We start from the raw sequence: 20,993 nt of genomic DNA, 5'->3' as shown, positions 1-20,993 counted from the left end.
CCTGATCCGATGCAAGAGCCTTTATCCCGGGCCAGGACATCACGCCCCCCCAACAGAAGGCAAACCCGCGACGCCACGGTTGGCAACGCGATGGACCCATATCGCTAGGGACACCTATGCGCCGCGGTCGGGCGCGCAGATTCGCAAGCCTGTATGCGTATCAGCGGGCGAACTGTTCTTCCTCGTCATCCATCGACCACGAGCATTCGCGGACCGTGCGCAACGCCAGTTCCGCTTTCGGCGCATTGCCCCAGTTCCTCCACTGCCCGGGCTCGTGACGCAGTTCGATCTCGTACCACGTCGCGCGACACGCCATACGCTCGACAACGCGCACCGCGAACTCTCGTTCGTTACCGGGAAGCCTGAACATCACAAGGCGCGCGGTCGCCGGGACGATCGCCTCTTCGTCGTAAAACTCCCGCGCATATTCTGGGAGATCTGGATCCCATGGGTCCATCTCACGGGCCGCGGCAGGCACAGCATCTTCGCACGTGGGCGAATCACTGCTCTCATCCGCATTTGAAGCGCCCAACGCACTCGGCAAAACAGACCCCCGATCAGCGTCCACACCACAATCGCCACGCTCAGAGGCTTTGGACGATGCGTTGTTTGTGGCGGCAGCGCACGGCTGTCCCGCGAGACCTGGAATGAACGACAACTTCGCGCCAAGCGCTATTGGGGCCAGTCGAGGCTGGATAGATACCTGCTGAATGAACTTCGACGGTTGCTGGACGTTCAAGGGAATTCTCCGCGCTCGTTGTTCGAAATGCTCCTTCGCAATCTGCACCGTGTGCCCGTCGCGGTCCTGAGTGCCGCCGGCGATGATTCGGTGGTTACGGCGATCAGTCACGGCTTGCCTCGAGAGCTGCACGTATTCGGGCACACTACTTATTGCACGCTCACGACCTCGATCTCACGCGCCTCGGGCGCGGCGTCAGGTTTCGTCGGTACCACGAGTTCAAACTCAAAGATGATTTGTCTCGAGGGTAGTCGAGACAAAGCGACGCTCTCCGGAATCGAGGAGGTCTTGAAGTACGCGGGTTTCATGCCTGTTGTAGTGAGGATGTTGCCTTCGGGCATAGCTTGCCAGTACGAGAAGAACCCGAAATTCTCGTCCGGCCTGATGTTGTAGCAGATCCCGCGCACGCGGCTGCCAAACTCCCCCCACGCCTTCTTTGAACCCGCCGCGTCGCGGCCAACTGCGAGCCCGGGAATCAGGTATCCGTTTATAAAGACGTCCGCTTCGTCCTTCAACTCACGCGACACATTGTCGAAGGCGAGAATCTCAACCCGGCAGCCACGGCTCTGAAGCGCCCGCACGACCTTATTGAAGTCGCCATCTCCTGTTACGAGCATCACACTGTCCAGACGATCCGACTCTGTCAAAGCATCGACTGCCATATCGAGGTCGGCGTTAGACCTCGATCTCTCGTTTCCCTCACCGTCAATGTAGTGTTTGACCGGCTTTATTGTTACCCGAAAGCCCTGATCCCGGACCGCCGCGTGAAAGCGCGAACTCTTTTGTGCATATTCGGGGTCCCTCTCGGCACGCCGTTCGTCGTAGGCGAGATACACGTTCAGTCTTTGTGGCTCCCCGCCGCCGCGGCACGCGAGATCTCGAAGCACGTCATACCGCAGGCCATACCCGCCATTCAAATCGATATTGCTTGCATCAACGTAGACACCAGCACGTCTTGCCATTCTCTTGACTCTCTCCAGTGAATAACGGATTCGCGTATTTCAAATAGTGAGCAACGATCGCGTCCGTTCTTTGCATCCGGGTGCCACCGACTGGAACACCCAGCAGGTAATACGGCTCATAGCGGGAATTGTTTAGGGCTTGGCAGGTCGTTCCGGAATCGTTGCGAACGCACCCACCTAAGCTCGGCGCTAACGCAACGGTCGGCGTGCAGCGTCGATGACCTGCGCGGCCAGTTCCGCTGCGGCTCGTACGTGCCTCGGGTCCTCAGCCGGCGCGCGGTTATCCGCGTTTGTAACGGCTGGATTGCGCAGCACCATCGAGGCCGCGGCTCCAAGCTCCACCTCCTGCCCCGACGGAACAATGGCCTTGCCGCGTCTAAAGTAGATCACGCCGTCCTGCAGATAGAGCCAACGCAGCGCGTGTACGCCAATGAGCGGCGGATTTAGCCGTCCGGCCGCACCTGGTGCACGGTCACGCCGACGAAGATGGATCCGCACGTGTTGCTCGACGCTGTGCCGGAGCCGGGAGATCTGCTCTGCGACTTCAGGGGAGTCGTCAGTGCTCGGCGAAAGAGGGTCGTTGATGCGGACCCTTCTGAGGACGCGGCGAGTGTGCCACGCTGTAAGCCCGGCGCCGAGCATCGCGCCGCCGCCAGCCAGAGCCACGGATTGGAGAATTGACATCAGAGCCGTGCCTCGTCCGCCGGGGCCCTCCGGTACCGCAATTGCCCATTCCGATCCAGGACGAGCGCCCGGAGCACCTGGTTATGGACTTCGTCTCCGCTTGTTGGGCAGAGGTGCGTGGAGTTGTTGGTGGACATGTCCCTTTTGCGTGGAATGCAACTACTACGAGCCCACATCATACGTGCCCCCTCTTCTTCCATGCTAGAGCGCGATGCACGAATTCCACAGTTCCGTTGCGGTAAGCGTTTGGGAAAGATGCCTCGACCCGGCGGGAAGACGACGAGATACACGAGATGCGCGAGTCACGCGCAGAGTCAGTGCTGACCTGTATTGCTTTTAGCGTCCGCGGCCGTGTGCGCGCAGCACGCCGCCGGTAAAGCGACGTGCCGCTTCCCGGCACTCGAACCAGTTACGACTTCGTGGCCGCCGCAGAAGCGCCGCGCGTGTCGTTCACCGTCACAGTCGCCTTGACGAACCAAGCGCCGTGGCTGTCCTGGCCGCTTGACAGCACTGTCGGCACATCGGGGCTCACCACCACCGAGCCGCCAACCGAAATCCGCTCGACTTCCGGAAGATCGACCGGCCCTGCGCTCGACGGCGCCTTTCGCATGGCGCTCAGCACTGCCTTATCGAAGCGGTAACTCAAGGCCACCTTGCCGTTGTCCATGAGGCGCGGCGTCGCACGCAGAGCAACGCCAGCATCGACTGTGTCAATATCAAGCTCCCCGTGGGGCGGACAGTGCCCCCCACAGCGGCCACTGACGTACGGGATGCGATCGCTCGTGTCGTGAACTACGTCGAGACCATCGAGCGTCTGGAGCATCACATCCTGCACGTCCTTACCGCCCTCGTTGAGAACGATGTGAATCGAGACAGGAGTTCCGGACGTGTACGCGCCGTGAATGGTAGATAGCGCCGGAGGCAGGCCCGGGGCGTGGGAGCCCTCAGCGACGCCGGTGTCGGGCGCCGCCGCATGGACAAGCGACATCGAAGTAAGCAACGTCGCGCCCGCAAGGGCACGGAGAAACAGTTTCGACGGATTCAGATTCATCTCAGGGATTTCCTCTTTACGGGAACAACACACTCGGGCAGGCCCTTTCGAGCCCTCTTTTACGAACGCCAGTCTTGGACGGCGCATTTCAAGACTTAGTGAGTCATGCGCGAATGCGCGTAGTCTGATCCTGGCAATGCCGCCCAGCGGAAGCGCTCCGGTTGTTGTTGAGCGGCAAGTGCCTTGCGGGCCAGAACGTCCAGTTGGCGCAGCAACCCGCAGGCTTCCTCGTTGGTGGACGGGTCTGAATAGGCAATCATGAATACCCGGATAATCTGAACGAGCTCGCCCATGACGCTGTCGTTGCGGGCCAGCGCGAGAACCGCGAACTGCTCGAGCATCGCCGCTGGCGCGCACATCAGGTTATCGAGACTCGTCGCCTTAACGATTTCGCGAAACGTCGTAAGCAGAATCAGGCGCCGCTGCTCCGGCGACATCGGCGCGCCGTCCTCGTCGACGGCCCGCACGCGCGGCACGATCGCCATCGCTTCGTCTACTTTGCTCTCGATGCGCTCGTTATCTTCATCGCTCCAGCGCGGGTCCCGATTTCCTATCTCGTGAAGTTGCATATTCGCCGCTCTCATATACGGTGTGGGCCGAACAGGAACTTGAGCCTGTGCGGCCGCAAGCTGGGAAATGCCCAGCCTACGCAAGGTGGAAGATACGGTTTGACCGAACTTCGAACCCTTCAAAATTCTCTCGAAAAGCCCGTACGGCATTTCGCCGGGAAGTTTTAGGGGGCGGTCGGGGAAAAATGTTTCAGAGCCATCGCCGATACGCTATCGCCCAGAAAGACGCCACAAGCGCCGCGTACGCAGAGCCGGTGTTCTTCTGGGGTTTGTCCGTGAGGCGCCGCGCACCGCGTTTCTCATGGCTTCCCCGCCGATTCTGCAACTGCTGCGCTGCTCACGATGCGAGCGATGCTGCGCCGGTCGGGACAGCAAAAAAAACGCCGCCTCCGAAGAGAGCGGCGTGAAGGGGTAATACGGTAAATTGCTATTGCCTGGATGGGCCATGCAGGACCCCCGGTTCCCCACCCTCCACGATCAACAGGTGCCTGACCTTCGTCAGCGCCTTCCCAAGCAGGTTGGTGCCACGCCAGCACCGCTGGTCGAGAATTCGCGGATCGTTCCATGCCAAACCGACGCCCCAAATGCTGTCATAGGGGCTCGCTTCAACGAGTGTCGTGTTACCGGTCGCTATAAGCTGCGCAGCAAGCCCCGGATTCTGCCGGAACTTCTCCCGGCACCCAACCGTGACGATGGACTCACGCTTTGCGACCCATAGCGACTCATCAAAATGCATCACTGTGCGTCCGAGCCTCTTCTGCTCGCGTGGGGCGCGCGCCGCGAGAATTTCGCTGGCAGTCGAGCGATCATCGAACAGCATTGCTTTCGCGTACATCATGAACTGTTCGACGCACGTGAATTCAACACCTCGAAACGCGAACTGGCATTGATGCCAGTTGCTCAATGCGTCCTCTGCACCGAAGAAGAGTGTCATACCTTGCACCTGGCGCATGTCTAGCTCCCTTCTGCTCGCGACGACTGCGGTCGAACCGCGAAGTGAACGTGCAGCAAGCCGCCTTCTGTTGTGCGTCGGGCGGTGGGATCTACTGCGGGCGCGTTCGCGGAATGCAACTTCTTGATCGTTGAGTTCACTTCCTTTCTCCTGTAGCGACGAGAAGTGCCCCCTAGACGGAAGCAGTCCCGGTCTCGGGTGAAAATGCCAGTTGATCGAGTGTCAACAAGACGTGCCAACGAATGGCGTCAAAAATTGGCGCTGCCTGTTCTCAGTGACGCGGAAGCCGAATAGCTTTCGAGTCCTCGCAGCTTGCGCGGCTGTCGTAAGGAGACGTCCGCACGCAACGGATGCCCCAAAGGGACCCGTTGCGGCTGACGTGTATTGCGTTTGATCAGGCAAGGCGCTAGCTGACCTTGACCGTCACCCACCGACCGTCAATGAGACGATCCAGGAGCGTGGCGCCATTCAGCACATAGCGGTGCTCCGTGCCGCTGCGAGCCTTGCCCGGGCGGATTGTGTGGGTCGGGTTGCTGAGTTGAGCGTCTTTCATCTGCTTCTCCACAAGGTTGCAAAGAAGCGTCCCCATCGGGGATCGCGTCCCGTGCTGGGTTAAAGGTCTCTCTTGATCGAATCTCAACAAGTCATGCCAACGAGCGGCCGTTTGAAAGTAGTCGACAATGTTCAGGAACCCGCAAGCGGGGAGCTTGCGGGTTTCGGTTGCACTGCCTTCGCAGTGTTCTCCAGGCGGGCAAAGCCCACCTGGAGAAGTCACTTCAGCCAAAGCAAAGTTCGGACTGTTGCGGGTACGACTGTTCCACAACACTCTCCCTACCCTTGGCCTTTTTCAGATCAAGCAGGGCGGCATACCGATCAAGCACGCTCTCGGCGTCTACGCACTGGGCCGCGAGCCCGAGAAGCGCGGAGACCTGCCGACGCACACGAGCAAGCAACTCGGCCTCCTCCCGCGTGGGAAGACACGTCGGCCACCCAGACTCATAGAGCAAATGCTTTGGAATCTCTGCCTCGATGACCTGGCGTTGCACGGCGATCGCTTTGGCTTCCTCGACCTTGCTTCGCAGAGACGGCGGCAATATGCCAGGGGCCACATCGGCCAGCCACCTGTTCCCCTGAAAAGCGAAGGATGACCGCGCCTCCAGTTCGACCATGCGGATATACGGTTCGTGGTTGTCCTCGCACAGCGCCGAGGCGATGAGATCCGCCTCCGACGACATGATGCAGAAGCAGCAACTCACGCGGGACATACCGTACCTCGTGTAGGCCTCGTGCAGCCTGAGCCCAGCATCCTCGATCGCATACGCAACGTCCTGAACCGGCCAGTCAATAATCGCGTTCCACGTGATTCCGACCCCGCCCTTACGGGTCAGGTCGGAGTTCGGCGCCCAGATCGGCATCTTGCTGCGCTGTTTGCTTTCTTGCCGTCGGATGCCCGTCACGTTAAGAATCTCCCCTGTCGGGAAGCGCTTGCGTAACGCACTGGATATGATTTTTGACTTCAATTCGCTGGTACAGAAGCGCATCGATGGCGTGCTCCACGGAAGAATCAATCTGACACAGGAGAGATCCTCGTATCGAGCGACATTGTTCTTCCAGCGTCCCTCCCAGCGATCCAGCATGTCGCCTGCCTGACGTCGCACCACGAGCAGTTCCCACCCGAGACGTTGGGCGAGACGCTCGCAACTCGGCAAGCTGTCTTTCCACTCGATGCGGCCGAGGTCCGAATGCACAAGAAGGCGTGGGCCGGTGTGACCGATTTGATCCAGGTGCCGGGCCACTGCGATCGCACATGCATCGGAGTCCTTACCACCCGATATTCCGATCGAAACCGGCACGGAGCGATCCAGCAAGGCGTCGATTTCCGGTGAGCGCGCGACCTCATTTGCCTTTCCCGGTGGCGCGCCTTCAAGAAATTTCGGTGTGGCAAAGCGAATTACTTCGACCGCGTCGCGGCTTTGAGTCAAGACGTTCCCGTTCATGGCTACTCCTGTTTGTCCAGAAGGACATAGAAAAAGGAGTGAGCTTTCGCTCGGCTGGACGGCATCCAGCGAAGCGTGGCGAGATGGAGCCCGCACGTCCCCTAAGGGACGGCGGGCTCGATTGCACTTGATACCGCGCGCTCAGGCCGCGGCGGGTTGCTCCTTCACGGCCTCAAACCGTTCCGGGAAATACAACCGCGTTGCGAAATACCAGCCTACTGCACTGGCGGAAGCCCACGACATGAAGAGCAGTGCGTCGTGCGTCTGCGCGCCAAGGCTATGCAGCAGAGCGATTTTCTCGTTCACGAAGGACATCGCCTCGTGCAGTGCCGTTCCGAGCCGGCCCGTAATCGCCTCAACAAGGATTTCGAGAACGAAAATCTCCTTGTAGTGGTCGACGAGTACGTCCCGCACCATCTCGCGCAACCTGCGCACGAGAACGAGCGCAGCCACTGCAATCGTGGCGTACGTGGAGTTGGTTCCGGCCAGCGCATTGAGCGTTGCCCAGAAGCCACCAGCCTCCTCGAAGGGACCAGGCGCGAACGCGTGACCACTCCGGAGGAGGACCATATAACTGACCACCGTGGGTACGACCGTGACTACGACAAACCTGACCTCGGCGGAGGTATTCTTCGCCATTGCCATCAGCGTCGTCGGAACACGAGCCAGCGCGTTCAGAAGCCACGCCACCATTGCCACGAACCGCGTCGTGGACTTGCTATTGAAGAATTTCTTGAGCATTTTTACCGCCTCTTGCGTTTAATGTTGAACCCTGTTTGCCATGAATGGCTAAGGGAATCCAAATTCGCGGAAACGGGAGCTTCCGGGAATTGCGCAGTGCGCCAGTCGTATAGCGTATTTCTTCGGATTAGCAATCGGAACGGCGAAGGGGCGCGCGGCGTGGCGTCAGCGGAGAGTTGCTTGCGATGGATTGCGGCGGTGCGGGGGCGAGGGCGGCCGCATGAGGGCTTAAACCCGGCAAGGCGCGCCTGAAATGGCACCGCGAAGCACGGCAGAAATTGCAGGAGTGAGATGCGTGCGAGGACTTTGAAGCTCATGCCGATCTAACGGCTCGACGCAGAATATCACAATCCGGGCGCTGTGTCGGCTGCGCAAGTTCGGTCTTCGATAGTGGGACCCGGGCGCGCCTCTCGAGGCGGGCCGGGACTCCGCCCTTCTCGCGCACTGTGAGATCCGACCAAACGTAGCGCCGCGAATCTCCTCTTCGGCCACCCAGCACCTTCGCCACGCGTGGCCCGGCGCGCCCACTATGGCTGCGCCAAGGTCTCCCGCATGAACGCGTACGCGCCTTCGATGTCCAGAAAGAGCGAGGCATAGTTCCTCTGCAGGAGTGGTGACGGCAATAGCGCATCCCACTTCTCGACCGCAAGATTCTGGGCGCCGGCAAGCAGAACCTCAGGCGGCAGGGGCGCGCGAGAGAGGATGTCCCTGATCGTCCCGAGCAGCGTCTGTGGCGTGCAATCCTCAAACGACAGGCAGATTCCTTCGTTCACCACGGCGACGTCGAAGAAGCGTAGCAACAGCGCGATCGTGTTCTGCACCTCATCGCCCTGCCAGATGAAGACGCGAAGGGTGCCCGCATCGTCGACATATCGCGTTCGGCCCAGTTCCAGGCGTCGGAAGATGCGGCGGGCGTCCATGAGCAGTTTGTTCGCCGCGTCGTCGAGGTATGCAAGCGGCTCTGCACCCGAGAGTACCTTATACATTTCCTGGCGCACGCGTGTATGCACGAGTCCCGGGCTACCCCCAAACGACGGAGCTTTCCCGCCTGCGCCCGCCAGCACATGCACGATACGCTGATTTGCGTCGACCTCCTCGATCTTCCAGCGGCGGCCGGCGAAGAGCAGGAAATCCCCCGGCGCGAGCGGCGCGGTGACAGGCAGGGAACCGAGTACCTTTTGATGCGCCATCAGCCGATATTCCTCGGGGCTGGAGAACGCGGCGTAGAACGAATAGTGGCCGGTGATGGCCTCGCCCTTCGGACCATGAACCAGCGTGCCTCCGCTGTCCTGCGCAAGGATTTGGTGCTTGCCGAGCACGCGCAGCAGTCCCCCAAAATCCTCCTGCGACACCGCGCGGAATGGTCCTTTCACGCACAGTAGCTGCCACACCTGCGAGGCCATAACGCCGCCATACTGGCCGATGACCGAAAGAATCTGCTGGATGAGCGTCGAGAGATGCAAGCCGCCCGCGCGCGGCGGCTCTACCCACCGTTGAAGCAACAGCTCAATCTGTGCGACGAACTGCACGAGCGCCTCCCTGAGCCCCTCCGAGACCGGCGCGCGCGGGTCCAGGACCTGCTCCAATGCGTAGCCTCGCAAGATGGATGAGGTTCCCTTGCGCCGCCCGGTGCGCCCGAGCCTTTGCCGGAGATTCGCCACTGCAGGTGCTGGCCCAATCTGCGCGACCGACACCACCGGGCCGAGATCGACCCCGAGCTCGAGCGTCGAGGTAGCCACCGCACTGGCTGGTCGTTCCGTCTGCTTGAGCGCGCGCTCGGTCTCCTCGCGCAGATCACGCGAGAGGTTGCCGTGGTGCGGCCAGAACTCTGGGGCCCGCCCATCCCGCTCGCACATCATGCGCAGCAGCGTCGTGTACTGTTCGACCTTTTGGCGGCTGTTCGGGAAGATCAAGTGGTTTGAGCCGCAGAGGTTCCTGTACAGATCGCGCGCGATCGACAGCATGCCTGTGGGCGTAATGTCCTCGAGCGTCACCTGGCGCCCCGCATCTGCCATGGCCTGTACCTGCTCGTCGGAAAGCCTCGGCGGCCCGTCGAGGTAGCCCTTAACGAGGATTTTCAGCGTGGCCGAGGCGTCGCGACTCTCAACGATCGTTGCCTTTGCGCCCTCACCCGGCCTCAGGAACTCCGCCGCAATGCGCACGTCCCCAAGCGTCGCGGAGAGCCCCACACGTGGCACTCGGCGGCGCAACGCGGTTTCCAGGCGTGCGAGGAGGCTTTGCAACTGCTTGCCGCGCTCACTTCCTATGAAGGCGTGCAGCTCGTCGATCCCCACGTAGTCGAGCCGCTCGAAGAGCGCCGACACACCCGAGCCCCGGTTATAAAGCATTGCCTCGAGCGACTCCGGCGTAATGAGTACGACCCCCGCCCGCTTTCTAGCAAACTGTTGCTTGCGGTGCGCAGCGACGTCCCCATGCCACGGGATGACGGGGATATCCAGCGATTCGCACAGGCGCGAGAGCCGGTCCCACTGATCGTTGATGAGGGCCTTCAGGGGTGACACGCACAAGGCGATGCGCCCCGCGCCTTCGCCGCGAGCCTCACACGCCAGCATACGACTCAGAATTGGTAGAAAGGCGGCTTCCGTTTTACCAGCCGCAGTGGCCGCCGCGACGATCACATCGTTTTGCGCAGCCATGATTGGCGGGATGGCGCGCTCCTGTGCGTCCCGCAACTCGGTCCATCCTGCCGCCCAGATCCAGCGCTGAATCATCGGGTGAAGCAGGTCGAAGCTCGTCGATTCAGAGCTGGAATCCCGCAAAGCCTTCGCCCTCCGTTGTCTCGCCGATGATCTCCAGTTCGGCCGCGCCCCCCTCATCCTTCTCGACTACGAGCTTCTCGATCATTGCCGTCCACGGGGTTTCGGGGTACTGCTCAAGGACTGAGAGGAGATTGATGAACGCCGTGATAGTCGTACGAGGCGTGCGAAAGTAAGACTCACCCACACGCTTTTCGCAGTGATGCATAAACGCCTGAATGCCGTCGTCGGGCAGCAGGTACTTGCTTGGATCCCCCAGTGCATAAACCCTCCGGATGTTCTCCAGCAGCATGTAGAGGTCCTCACGCGTGAGCGCGGAGAGATGCAAAACCGGGTGCTGGTAGTCGATGAGTCCACCCTTGGCAAAGGTATTCTCGGCGAGACGCGACTGCAACGCAGCGTAGCTGTAAATACCGCGGCGCGTATCGAAGAGCGAGTCCGGCGTGCAGCCCATGATGAATCCGAGCCCCTCGACGGTACCCTGAAGCACATCGTTCAGGATGCGCAGGATCTGCTCGTAGTTGGCGTTGCGTGCAGCAGGGTTGGCGAGCTTATACAGGTTGACGACCTCATCCAGAGCGACCAGCATCCCGTCGTAGCCGGCAAGTCGCACGAATGCCGCCATAAGCTTGATCTGGTCGTAGACCGTCGCGTCATCGACGATCGTGCGCACACCAAGCGCCTGCCGCGCGTCCGTTCGCGTCGTGAACTCACCTCGAAACCAACGGATCGCATCCAGTTTGAGCGTCTCGTTGCCCTCATTGTGTCCGCGCCAGTAGGCGGCGAGCACCGTCGCAAAGTCGTAGCCGTTCACCATCTCGGTCAGGTGCGCGCATTTGCGCATGATGAGCGTCTCAGGCGCTTCGCCACTTTTGCGTGCATCCTCAATTGCCGATGCTATGAACCTCTCAAGCACCGCCGCAAGTGCGCCGCCCTCAGGCTTGCTGCGCGTGGCGAGGTTCTTCATTAGCTCCGCGAACAGCGACCTTGCCTGGCCGCCGGTCGCGTAGATCCGCCGATCGGGGTTAAGGTCGGCATAGGCCGTAACCAGCGACATTTCGTGGGCGAGCGCACGCACGAGTCGCAGGAAGAAGGTCTTGCCTGATCCGTATTCGCCGACCACGACGCGAAACGCCGTACCGCCCCTGACAATGCGCTCGGCGTCCGCGATAAGCGCCTGCACCTCACGCGCGCGGCCAACCTGGATCAGGTACTGTCCGGTGCCGGGGACGACGCCCGCGCGCAACGCCTGGAGAACCGCGTCGCGATCGCGGGGACGGATTTTGCGTTCCTGCATATGTTCCTACCTCTAGCGGGGGGAGTGTTACCCGGAAGTTCGTGTCTCTTTTGGCGACGACCAGATAGGCCGGCGCCAGGCGCTGCCCAGTGTTTCAACCGCGCTCGCACGCTTCACTTTCTAGCTGGACGAGGCCGACCGGCCCGACCCAAAGAACACGGTCAAGATACGGCGTCAGATCGTCCGTGTGCAGTTCCTTGCGGCTCTTGATTGCTTCCGTCAGTTCGAGAAGCAGTTCGCCGTTTTTCTCAAAGAACGCAGCCAGGTCCGAACGCTGGGTCTCCAACAGACGATTGAGCGCGAACCCGTTCAATTTCACGTCGGCGTCGCTTTCCGGAGTCGCCACGAAAACGTCACCGAAGCCCGAAGCCAGGTATTGCCGCGCCTTGCGCTGCCATTTCGCCATGTCCTCTTCTGAACCCGGCGTTCGCACTCCGGTCACAGAATGCTCTGCCACTGCGCCAGCGAGGCTCATGTACATCGACCACCGCAGAAAAGTCTCGGTACCCGTCTGAGAGCTCAGATTGCTCTGGACGGAGCCAAGAATCGGATCACGGGGTCCGCTCGATCTGAGGATAAACACACGGAGCTCCGTCGGGCGCGGTTCCAACGCCGCAAGCATCAACGCGTGCCCGGCTTCGTGCGCTGCCGTCTGGAGCTGCTCGCGCTCGCTGCGTGGCCTGCGGGACCCCGCAGCCGCATACCCTCTCACCACCAGCGAGGTGGACCCTCTCGCGAACACAACCAGTCGCGACGGCGTCGCGCGGAACGCAAGATAGACGGCCACAACCGCCGCAGCCATTTCAATGGCGGCCTCCGGATTGGTTCTTACCCACGCGAGCAGCGCATCGATGTCCCCGCCGAAAAAGCGGAACGCCACGGGAAGCAATGTGAGCGCTGCGACCTTTTCGGCGGCCGAAATCGCGAAGCTCCATACTCCGGCTTCCCCGCGGGCGAACATACCCACGACCGCATACAGCATCCACAAGAGCAACGCCATATCGCCGACGCGCTCAACGTCCGCGATCACCCTTTGCAGTTCCGGCGACAACGAGGAGAGCGCTGGAGCCTCGTGGCCCATGACGATGCAGGCCGCAATAAGCCACGCGAGAGGAATCAGTCCGCCCCCAAGATCCCTCGCTTCGTCCAGCAGCCGTGCGAATCCTGGCCACCGTCGTCGCATCTCTGAGAGCCGAGGCCGCACAAACCGTTCACAGAGCGCGAGTCCCAGCCAGAATCCTCCCAGCCCGAGGCAAAGCCCTGGAACGGTGAATCTCATTCCAACAAGAATCGCGCACAGCCAGTAACTCACGCTGAACGCCACGCTGCCGATAGAGAGGCGGCTCATCAGTTGAATATATTTTTTCATTCGTCATCTCTCGCGCTGTTTTTTGATTCATTCGTACCCAGTTCGACCATTCGGCCCTGCTCATCGAATGCAGCAATCCGGGGCACCCGGTCGCCCGCATCCCAGGAACTCTCAAGCTCGCGACACTCGCTACATACGCCACGCCCCGCTGCATGGTCCACTCGGACCCATTGGCAGGTATCGCACTTCCCGTCGACGTTGAGCCAACACGGAGAGGAATCGCGGCAACCACAGCCGATACAGGACGCCTCGGTGGCATCTGCGATGGCGTAGGCGCGATACCACTCTCCGGCCGCGTCGTCATACCTCTCGCAGTCCAACGACGCCCAAAAGCCCGTTGAGGTATCGCGATAGCGTCCCTTCTCATCGAACAGGGCACGGCACGCATCCGGATCCTCGACAGACAAATTCGTGAAGGCATCCCACGATGGTCCGTGTTCAGTAGATGCGATGAGCGGCAGGGTTCCCTCTTCCTCGAAGCGGGCGATCATGTCGTTGAACGAGATGCGCTCCGCCGGATGCGGAGTATCGTGCCCCAGGGTGTCCACGCCCTGGAAACTAAAGCCCTTCATCTCGCGGTATAGCGCACGCGCCATTTCCCGACCAATCCCGCTGTATTCTCGAAGAACGCCCGTCGGAGGCTGTAACCAGATTCGAGACTCCCACGCGGGTTCGCCGTAGCCGCCGGTGACTTCCCTCGAGCCCCCAACGATGACGGTCCATCCGGCGTGAAACAGTTGATTTCGACGTGACAAGCATTGATAGATGACCATCGGTGTGAGCTGTTGCACCTCGACCCGGCGATTGCGTTCGAACACCGCCTCGTACTGATCCTGGTGCTCAAGCAACGACCAAAGCGCGCTCGACCGGGCATCTATGCCCGATGCCCTACACTCCTTTGCCAGTTGTCGCATGTCATCGCCAAGTGCACCGACCAGATTCGCCAGAAGCTCGCATTTCTCCCCGAGCGCGGTCCGCCGCAACACGATACGCAAAAGCGCGGACCTGGCGGCGAGGTCGTTCAACGCTAGGCCTGCGGCAGTCGTCGCCGCCCCTTCGGCCAGCTTCGCTACGCTCTCCATTTCCTCTTTCCCTTTCAGCATCTCCGCATCTTCGCGACAACACGCGCCGCCCTCGACCGCGACTTTCATTCAGCACTCGCTTCGCCATCCGGAGAACCCGCAGCCCGGCCCCTTGCGTTTACCGCCGAGCCGTCGCGCCGTTCCGCGATCTGTACATTGAACTCGTTGATCAGCTTGTCGATCGGATTATCGAAGAGCGGTCCACGGGTGGCCTGCAATTCCCGTATGAGGTACTGTGGGCCGGTCAAGGCAAAGAGCAGTTGCAAGAGGGCGCTGGTGCTCACACGCATGGTCTCCGGCCGCTCGTGTGGCTGGGTGATGATGAGAGCGGGTACTGAGCCTGTGCTGGCGCCAGGAGCGTGGCCGTCAGGATGTGAACGCATTACGGGTGGAGGTCGCTGCTGCATGGTCATCGAAGGTCCGCGCCCCCTTCACGACGACGCGCGAGCCGGGCCTCACGCCAAACGCGCCACTTTCCCGCGTACCCTCCGGTAGAGAGCGAGTACGTGTGGAAGATCTCCATACGATTGAGCAAACGCACGGTGCGCCGCTTGATCTTTCGAATACCCATGAATGTGTGATCGCCATGAAGGCGCCGCGCGTCAGCGGCGCAATATTTCGATGACCTGCCAGATCGCAACGACAATTCCCGCGATCAGGGCGAGAGAACAAAGAATTTGTGCTGAAACCGTGCTCGAGAGGCGAGCCTTCAGCGCGCCCCAGAACAAGCCGAAACAGGCGCCCGCGTTTCCGGCGATGAGGAGCCATCCGGGTAAGACGATGCCTGTCCCGTTCAGAAGCGTTGAGTGCACTAACATTGCGAACATCAAGGTGGCGCTGCCAAACAGCGGCAAGACCCAATCGTTCCTGTTGATCCAGGATGCATGTGCTTGAACCTTCTCCATTTCCGACCTCCACGTTTTTTTAAGTCTGTCGCTGACCACGTGCTGCGCGCTCGCGCAACGCGGCACTTCTCTATCAAGTCGCCGGGTCGCACGGAATCAGGTTCCGTGGGATCGATGCCTCGTTCCCGGCTGCGACGAGGACCGTACCCACCATTGCATCCAGCAAGACGGCGGAGCGGGCATAACCGATCAGTAACTCCCGCTGCAACAGAACGAGCGATGCGTTCTGGTTTGCACGCACAATCCCAACAGCCTCGTCATAAAGCGGATCGTCCTTGCCCCGCCCTTCAATCACCAACGCCATTACCATTCCTGTTCAATCCATGCCCCGGTTTATGCCGGGCCTTGCGCGAGACCCAGATTTACTTCGAGCGGGTCCTCTCCCTCGATGAGCGGCTCATCGAACGCGTCGAACGCCGCCTCGTTTATCCTCTCGAGCGCACCATCCACTAACAGACCGACCTGCGCACACGCCTCTGCAACTTCCGCACGCGTCCATTGGGGCCTCTCAAGCAGACGCATACACAACGAGGCATACGCCCCCTCTAGAGGCAGCGGGCAGTCAGGCAACTCGCCGAGGAAACTGTCGCCCGTCATGGGAGGCGTGAGGTCGCGAATCTGGTGCTCGCGGGATGCGGGCACATCCTCTCCGGTTCCCTCAAAGATCTCGCCGAGCACCCGCCCGACCGTAGCCGTTTCCTCGCGCAGCTGGGCAACACGCCTCATGTCAAGGCTGCTCGTCGCTACCTGCGTGTTACCCTGCAGAATCGGCATGCCAACGTAAGTAGTCCCGAATTCACTCACCTTCGAAACGCACGCCGACCGCTCCGTCAGAAGCTTGAACAGTTCCTGCTTGAGCATGCCGAGTGCGTCGCAGTAGTGCTCGAGCAACGCCATGACCTCACGCGAAGGCATCGCACCACCCGCGTACGCAACATCCACCAAGGTCCTGGCCAGCACGGTACGGTCCGTATCACCCAGTTTTTCGAGGCGTCGCTTCATGCTTCCGGCCGGTTTGGCTGGGGCGAGCGTGGGCGCGCTCAGCGCAACCAGGAGCGCCTTGAGGCGGAGGTAGTTTCCAGGCTCCAGATCGGGCCAATCAAGGATTGCCGAATCAGCTACCGAAAACACGTCGTCATTTCCCGCGAGCCCGGCGCGCAGCAGATCCGCTATAAACCCGACCCGTGTCACCTGTCCGACATTCGGGACAGGCGCGGCAGGCGTCGTCCCTCCGTTGAGACGGAAGAACACGAGGGGGGTGTCTGCCTTCGGCGCTGGAGACCCGGTGCGCACATCTGGCTCGAAGCCTAACTGCAGTGTGTTCGCGAAGTGCGCCGACAAATTCTTGGCAGACAATGCCTCCAGCGCCGCGTTGACGTCTATCGGTGCTAGCAACGTGGCAAGACTCTGCGCATCACTGAGGTCCTGATTCGTCGGCAGCGCTGCGATCAGCGCCTCCATTCGCTGTCGCACGCCCTCTGGCCACAGGGCATATGGCAGGAGCAGCCGCGGCCAGTCCTTCGTTTTCGCGTGCGGGTTGTTCGCGACGTACCTAGCGTACGTATTCACCTCCCGCGCCGCCGCGCGCCCCATCTCCGAGACAAGCGTGAAAAGCGCCCCTTCACCTTCGCTTGCTGACCCGCTTGGTGGTTGCAGGCGAAGCAACGCTGAAGAGAGCCCCTGATAGCGCCACAACGGGGCGTCGCTGAACTGTTTGACCGCACCGAGGCGAACCGCGAATGGCCCGCTTGCCTGTACCTCGAAGGCCTGCGCGAACTCCGCATACGCTCCGCGCACCAAATCCTGGCCACCGAGCCTCGGATCCGACAAGAACCACGACAACATCCACCGCGCTGGGGGAACCTGACCATCCTGCAACGCCTGAGACAATGCGATACGATGAATGTCCGGAAAGTCCGTAGATGCCCCGGCTTCGGGCGGCGCACCCGCATAAAGCCGTGTGCCCTCGACGAGATGGCAATACGCGATGAGGCTCTTAGCCCGTTTGACAAACCGCGCGTTCCGGTAGACGTGCGCCAGTTCACTGAGCTCCTCCCTGATCGCCGGCAGCGAGGTCTTCGCATCGTCCCAGCGGCGAGCTTCAATGGCCACGCGCCGCTCAAGGCCGTAGTAGAAGAGGTACAGGAAGCCCATGTTCGCTTTCGGGTCCCTACGTCCGCGCGCTAGCCAGTGCAGATACGCTGCGCGATCGTCTGGCCGCGCGCCAGCATAGGTGGGGTTGTAATCCAGCGAACTTTTTCGATAGTCGTCGTCATCACCGATCGGCAGGTCTTCGTCGACAAGACTGGGTTCTATGCCGTGCAGGCGCGAGCCATCCCCGCCACCGCAAAGATAGAAAAGGCCGTCGCAAAGGCTGTAGCGGTGCACCCGCACTTCCATGTCCGCCGGCACCCAAAAGTGCGTGAGATTCCCTGCCCTGTCCGCTCGCTGGGCTGGCTCGTCCGGGCGGATGCGGTAACTCTCGCGTGCCTCGGGTTCGGGATCGAACGTATGGAAGCGATCGAATGACATGGGAGCCGCGGCGCGTTCAGGTCATCAGATTGTTGTCGACGCAGGCTCGCTGACGGATCAGAACGATTGTCTGGAGCCGCCCAAGTCGCAAGGCAATAGTCCTCTGCGGTGACGTCACCGTGTAGGCCACACCGTCGCCCGTGTGCCTGATGCGCGGGTTGAGCATCTCGAAATTGCCCTCGCGGTCCAGCGCGAGCATCTTGGGGACTTCGGTCATCTCGGGCAAGACCAGCGTCACGTGATCCTTCGACCACTCGACGCGCTCCGGCCGGAACTCGTCCGCGCCGCCGGACATGAACTCGGCCTGGCATGTGGGGAAATGCGCGCGGGCCTCGACCGGCACGGCCGCATGCGATGAAAACGCGACCGCGGCCAGGGCTAGACCACTGACGCAGGATTTCAGGACCGTTAGCGAAAAATTCATGTCGAAGACCAAATAGTGTTCCGGGACCCATCGCCTATGACAGGCGCAAGGCCCCGCGAATGAGCATGTCGGGAACCCGTACGGCATTTGAATGTGAAGTTTTAGGGCGGCCGGCACAATTTTTTCGTACCTGTCCAGGAGTCGCCAGGGTGACGGAATCGGCAAGACAGGCGTGGTCCTGGTCAAGGAGTCCTGTGGAGGCTGCTCGACGACTCGTACATGGTGCGTCGGGTCGATCGGCGCGGCGGTTCGACATGTCGATCGTTGGATTCGACGGGATGCCCTGTATTGTTTATCTCCGCCGGGACGCCTCGAAATAGTCGAGGCGTCCCGGTGCCGGTGCTCTCAGTTGCACGAGCCTAAGTCGTCGTGATCGGGATCGAGGCGATCCAGAAGTAGTCCTACTGCGAACTCGATGAGATCCTCTCCAAACTGAGGGAACGCCTCGATATAGCGGTGAAGGTGGGCGCGGGTCGGAAGATCGCACTCACACGCGAAGTGCATGAGTACACCCTCGAGCTGCGCACCGTCAGTGTCTTGGACTTCCGCCCGCTTCGCTGCGGACTGAATCCGGTAGATGCGGGTTGGCCCGACGTGGAGAGTTTCCCATGCGGAGCCCGCCAGCACCGAGATCAATTCGCCAGCAGCCCCCTCGAATTGCACAGCAACGACGTAAGTCTGCACACGCATGACGCGCACGCCGCATATAGCGCGGATGTGTTCGAGGAGTTCATCGGTAACCCTGTTGAGCGGCTTGATCGGCCGCAGCAGGAATTGATTCATCGTCATCTCCAATGTCGGGCGAACCTGCCCATATGTGGAAATGGCAGCGCAAGCGCAAAGCCGGCAAAACTGTTACATATTCGCCCGTGAGGGGGAGCGCAGGACACGTCGTGCTTTTGCGATCGCGAGCGGATGCGCTATCCTGGGGGACCTGCCGTCGAGATCCGTTAGCGTGGACGCGATGGCGCAACTCAACATCCTGGGCACGTGATCGCGCTGCCAGTACTCTTGAAGAGGGCCGGGAATGGGACAAGCAAGGCAAAGAGGGACGCTCGACGAGCGTATATCAACGGCGAAGCCGAGGGTGCGCAAGCCGAATGCGGCGCAACTGAGGGCGGAGATGCTGGCGGTGCTCGCGGGCGCCGGTGCACAGGTGATCGGGATGACACTTGATGCAATGAATGGCGGCCCGACGCGCCGGGCGCTCATCGCGCGCGCGGCCACGCTGGGCGGTGCGCCTGGCAACGTCGACGCGCACAAGACTGCTGGCCCCGAAGAGCGAGCAACGACGCTCTCCGACCGCCGCCTGATCCAAAGATCCGTTGATATCGGCGCCGCGGCGGCCGAAGGGGCCGCAGCGCGCAATGGCGACTGAACAAGAGCTTCTGATCGATTCAATGTCCGAAGCCGAGGCCCATGAACGACTCGGTTATGACTTCACCCACGCGATTGTGGTGGGTGTCGCGTTTTGTGATCGCTGCCGAAGTGAGGCGGTCGAGGCTGAAGACTTCAGCGGCGCCGCGGCTTACGAGACCGCTGGGCGGATCGCGCGCCTGATCCGCTGGATCGATAGCCACGACACGCGCGCGCCGACCGTTTTCAACGGCGACGGCACTCTTACGGTGACAAGCACCGTGGTATTCGCGGGAGGACTGACGAGCATCGAGCGCGAGGTGATACCGGCGACCCTGCGTGCGGCGCGCGCGCTGCTTGGATATTGACCTGAAGCGCGCGCTTCTGTGGCGCAGGCGGCCTTCATGCGCGGATGGCAACGGCCCCCTGCCCGGGGGCAAAGCTGCAGCACCTCCAACGCCAGCGCGCCAAGCGTTGCAAAAAAAGCTGGCCGCTGCACTACAACCTTTGGGCTTTCTGCCGTTTAACAAAGGACACGCGTTCGAGTCCGACGCGAGCACAGTCATCCGGGCGCGGTGATCCTACGTCCTGTCGCGCCTTGCACCACTGTTCGCGCTTGCGACAATACCAACACCCCGGCGCCCACAGTTCGTCGTGAACAGCCAGGCGTCAACTTCTTGCGTACGGAGTCACTTTTTGATGTTCAGCGTCAACCCTCAGGCGTCGAGTGAAACGCGCGCGCATAGCTGGCACGATACCGCCACCTACCTAATTACCGTCGCGTTTCGCTTCTGCATCCTGCTGTTGGCTTTGTGGTCGGTTCGCTTTACGATCGAGCGGCAACACGCATGGGTCGGCGTCGACGACTATCACCAATGCGCGCCATCCATGGGGCTCAATGGAATCTCATTTGCGTCTGGCTGCGAATACTCGGACGTCAGCGTGAGTCCCAGCCTCCTGCACCAGACGTATCAGATCACCGCCCCCGATGGGTCCCGGACGCAGACCCGATTTGACGAACCCATTGTTGGGAACGGAAGCATCGGGGTGGAGCACCGAACCGTCGGCACGTGGCTGCTTTACGCGATCGCCGCGTTCGCGCTCGCACCAACGCTGTGTCTCTCACTGCTCGCGAGCGCCGGTTTGAGGATGCCGCCGCGCCTGATGCTCCGGCAGCGCGCCCGCTTTGCCGCCATGGCACTGATCGCACTTGCTGCCCTACTGATTTTTGCGCCAACGCTGCGCGAAACGCTCGCCCTTCATCGAATCGAGTCCAGTGAGTTGGATGCAAGATTCATGGATCTCACGACATTCGCGACTGTCGTGCAGACCTCAACTGGCGGCGACCTCCTCCTGCTTGGGACCGACAACTACGACCGGTCAGTGCGTGTGGCGGGATATGGCTGCCATCTCTATACCGAACGCGGAGAACCGATCGCGCGCAATGCATTTGGCGGGGCAGCCACGGTCAAGCGCTCCGCGCTGCCGAACGACACGCGGTTCGTGGGGCACTGCCTCTACCCGCATTACAACCATGCGCTCGGAACCGTGTGATT

General features: G+C 61.2%; 22 protein-coding genes. 3 read left to right on the top strand and 19 right to left on the bottom strand.

Translation table 11 applies throughout. The annotated features are described in order from the left end of the window. Positions 1-160: 160 nt before the first annotated feature. The 19 genes from U5A52_RS16670 to U5A52_RS16580 all read right to left on the bottom strand — a co-directional run bounded on the left by U5A52_RS16670 (position 161) and on the right by U5A52_RS16580 (position 18,864). A complete protein-coding gene (locus U5A52_RS16670) occupies positions 161-850 on the bottom strand; it encodes a hypothetical protein (RefSeq protein ID WP_321935452.1) in 690 nt (229 codons plus the stop codon). Positions 851-888: 38 nt separating this feature from the next. Then, a complete protein-coding gene (locus U5A52_RS16665) occupies positions 889-1,701 on the bottom strand; it encodes an NYN domain-containing protein (RefSeq protein WP_321935451.1) in 813 nt (270 codons plus the stop codon). Between the two features lie 189 nt (positions 1,702-1,890). Continuing rightward, positions 1,891-2,385: a hypothetical protein gene (locus U5A52_RS16660; RefSeq protein ID WP_321935450.1), complete on the bottom strand. Its 495-nt coding sequence runs from the start codon at positions 2,383-2,385 to the stop codon at positions 1,891-1,893. Between the two features lie 409 nt (positions 2,386-2,794). After that, positions 2,795-3,436, bottom strand: a complete 642-nt coding sequence (locus U5A52_RS16655) for a hypothetical protein (protein ID WP_321935449.1) — start codon at positions 3,434-3,436, stop codon at positions 2,795-2,797. Positions 3,437-3,531: 95 nt separating this feature from the next. Then, positions 3,532-4,005, bottom strand: coding sequence for a hypothetical protein (locus U5A52_RS16650; protein WP_321935448.1), 474 nt, complete (start codon positions 4,003-4,005; stop codon positions 3,532-3,534). A gap of 427 nt (positions 4,006-4,432) precedes the next feature. After that, complete coding sequence (locus U5A52_RS16645) at positions 4,433-4,957, bottom strand: NADAR family protein (RefSeq protein WP_321935447.1); 525 nt, start codon at positions 4,955-4,957, stop codon at positions 4,433-4,435. A gap of 406 nt (positions 4,958-5,363) precedes the next feature. Then, a complete protein-coding gene (locus U5A52_RS16640; RefSeq protein ID WP_321935446.1) occupies positions 5,364-5,510 on the bottom strand; it encodes a hypothetical protein in 147 nt (48 codons plus the stop codon). Positions 5,511-5,733: 223 nt separating this feature from the next. Further along, positions 5,734-6,954, bottom strand: a complete 1,221-nt coding sequence (locus U5A52_RS16635) for a phosphoadenosine phosphosulfate reductase family protein (protein ID WP_321935445.1) — start codon at positions 6,952-6,954, stop codon at positions 5,734-5,736. Between the two features lie 141 nt (positions 6,955-7,095). Beyond that, the gene (locus U5A52_RS16630; RefSeq protein WP_321935444.1) at positions 7,096-7,695 is read right to left on the bottom strand and encodes a hypothetical protein; all 600 of its coding nucleotides are present in this window, start codon (positions 7,693-7,695) and stop codon (positions 7,096-7,098) included. Between the two features lie 527 nt (positions 7,696-8,222). Next, complete coding sequence (locus U5A52_RS16625; RefSeq protein WP_321935443.1) at positions 8,223-10,475, bottom strand: DEAD/DEAH box helicase; 2,253 nt, start codon at positions 10,473-10,475, stop codon at positions 8,223-8,225. After that, positions 10,456-11,769 (bottom strand): ATP-binding protein, encoded by a 1,314-nt coding sequence (locus tag U5A52_RS16620; protein ID WP_321935442.1) that lies wholly within the window; start codon positions 11,767-11,769, stop codon positions 10,456-10,458. Before U5A52_RS16620 ends, U5A52_RS16625 begins: the two co-directional genes overlap by 20 nt. Positions 11,770-11,863: 94 nt before the next feature. Further along, positions 11,864-13,138 carry a hypothetical protein gene (locus U5A52_RS16615; protein ID WP_321935441.1) on the bottom strand — a complete coding sequence of 425 codons (1,275 nt, stop codon included), beginning with the start codon at positions 13,136-13,138 and terminating at the stop codon, positions 11,864-11,866. Further along, positions 13,135-14,289 (bottom strand): hypothetical protein, encoded by a 1,155-nt coding sequence (locus U5A52_RS16610; protein WP_321935440.1) that lies wholly within the window; start codon positions 14,287-14,289, stop codon positions 13,135-13,137. The genes U5A52_RS16615 and U5A52_RS16610 overlap by 4 nt, the downstream gene beginning before the upstream one ends. Continuing rightward, complete coding sequence (locus U5A52_RS16605) at positions 14,286-14,504, bottom strand: hypothetical protein (protein WP_321935439.1); 219 nt, start codon at positions 14,502-14,504, stop codon at positions 14,286-14,288. Before U5A52_RS16605 ends, U5A52_RS16610 begins: the two co-directional genes overlap by 4 nt. A 318-nt stretch (positions 14,505-14,822) precedes the next feature. After that, positions 14,823-15,125 carry a hypothetical protein gene (locus U5A52_RS16600; RefSeq protein WP_321935438.1) on the bottom strand — a complete coding sequence of 101 codons (303 nt, stop codon included), beginning with the start codon at positions 15,123-15,125 and terminating at the stop codon, positions 14,823-14,825. 73 nt (positions 15,126-15,198) lie between these two features. Continuing rightward, entirely contained in the window at positions 15,199-15,429 is a 231-nt protein-coding gene (locus tag U5A52_RS16595; protein WP_321935437.1) for a DNA translocase FtsK, read from the bottom strand. A gap of 29 nt (positions 15,430-15,458) precedes the next feature. Continuing rightward, positions 15,459-17,657, bottom strand: a complete 2,199-nt coding sequence (locus U5A52_RS16590; RefSeq protein ID WP_321935436.1) for a TerB N-terminal domain-containing protein — start codon at positions 17,655-17,657, stop codon at positions 15,459-15,461. Positions 17,658-17,673: 16 nt separating this feature from the next. Continuing rightward, positions 17,674-18,093 carry a hypothetical protein gene (locus tag U5A52_RS16585; RefSeq protein WP_321935435.1) on the bottom strand — a complete coding sequence of 140 codons (420 nt, stop codon included), beginning with the start codon at positions 18,091-18,093 and terminating at the stop codon, positions 17,674-17,676. Positions 18,094-18,426: 333 nt separating this feature from the next. Beyond that, entirely contained in the window at positions 18,427-18,864 is a 438-nt protein-coding gene (locus U5A52_RS16580) for a hypothetical protein (protein ID WP_321935434.1), read from the bottom strand. Positions 18,865-19,168: 304 nt separating this feature from the next. Here U5A52_RS16580 and U5A52_RS16575 point away from each other — a divergent pair, with 304 nt between their 5' ends. The 3 genes from U5A52_RS16575 to U5A52_RS16565 all read left to right on the top strand — a co-directional run bounded on the left by U5A52_RS16575 (position 19,169) and on the right by U5A52_RS16565 (position 20,991). After that, the gene (locus U5A52_RS16575) at positions 19,169-19,459 is read left to right on the top strand and encodes a hypothetical protein (protein WP_321935433.1); all 291 of its coding nucleotides are present in this window, start codon (positions 19,169-19,171) and stop codon (positions 19,457-19,459) included. After that, positions 19,449-19,805 carry a hypothetical protein gene (locus U5A52_RS16570; protein WP_321935432.1) on the top strand — a complete coding sequence of 119 codons (357 nt, stop codon included), beginning with the start codon at positions 19,449-19,451 and terminating at the stop codon, positions 19,803-19,805. Before U5A52_RS16575 ends, U5A52_RS16570 begins: the two co-directional genes overlap by 11 nt. Positions 19,806-20,136: 331 nt before the next feature. Beyond that, the gene (locus U5A52_RS16565; protein ID WP_321935431.1) at positions 20,137-20,991 is read left to right on the top strand and encodes a hypothetical protein; all 855 of its coding nucleotides are present in this window, start codon (positions 20,137-20,139) and stop codon (positions 20,989-20,991) included. Positions 20,992-20,993 lie beyond the last annotated feature (2 nt).

Origin of the sequence: Paraburkholderia sp. J8-2, from assembly GCF_905220195.1 — a bacterium.
In the GTDB taxonomy this organism is placed as follows: domain Bacteria; phylum Pseudomonadota; class Gammaproteobacteria; order Burkholderiales; family Burkholderiaceae; genus Paraburkholderia.
Note: the sequence above shows the minus strand (reverse complement) of the source record. Positions and strands in the feature narration are given on the sequence as shown.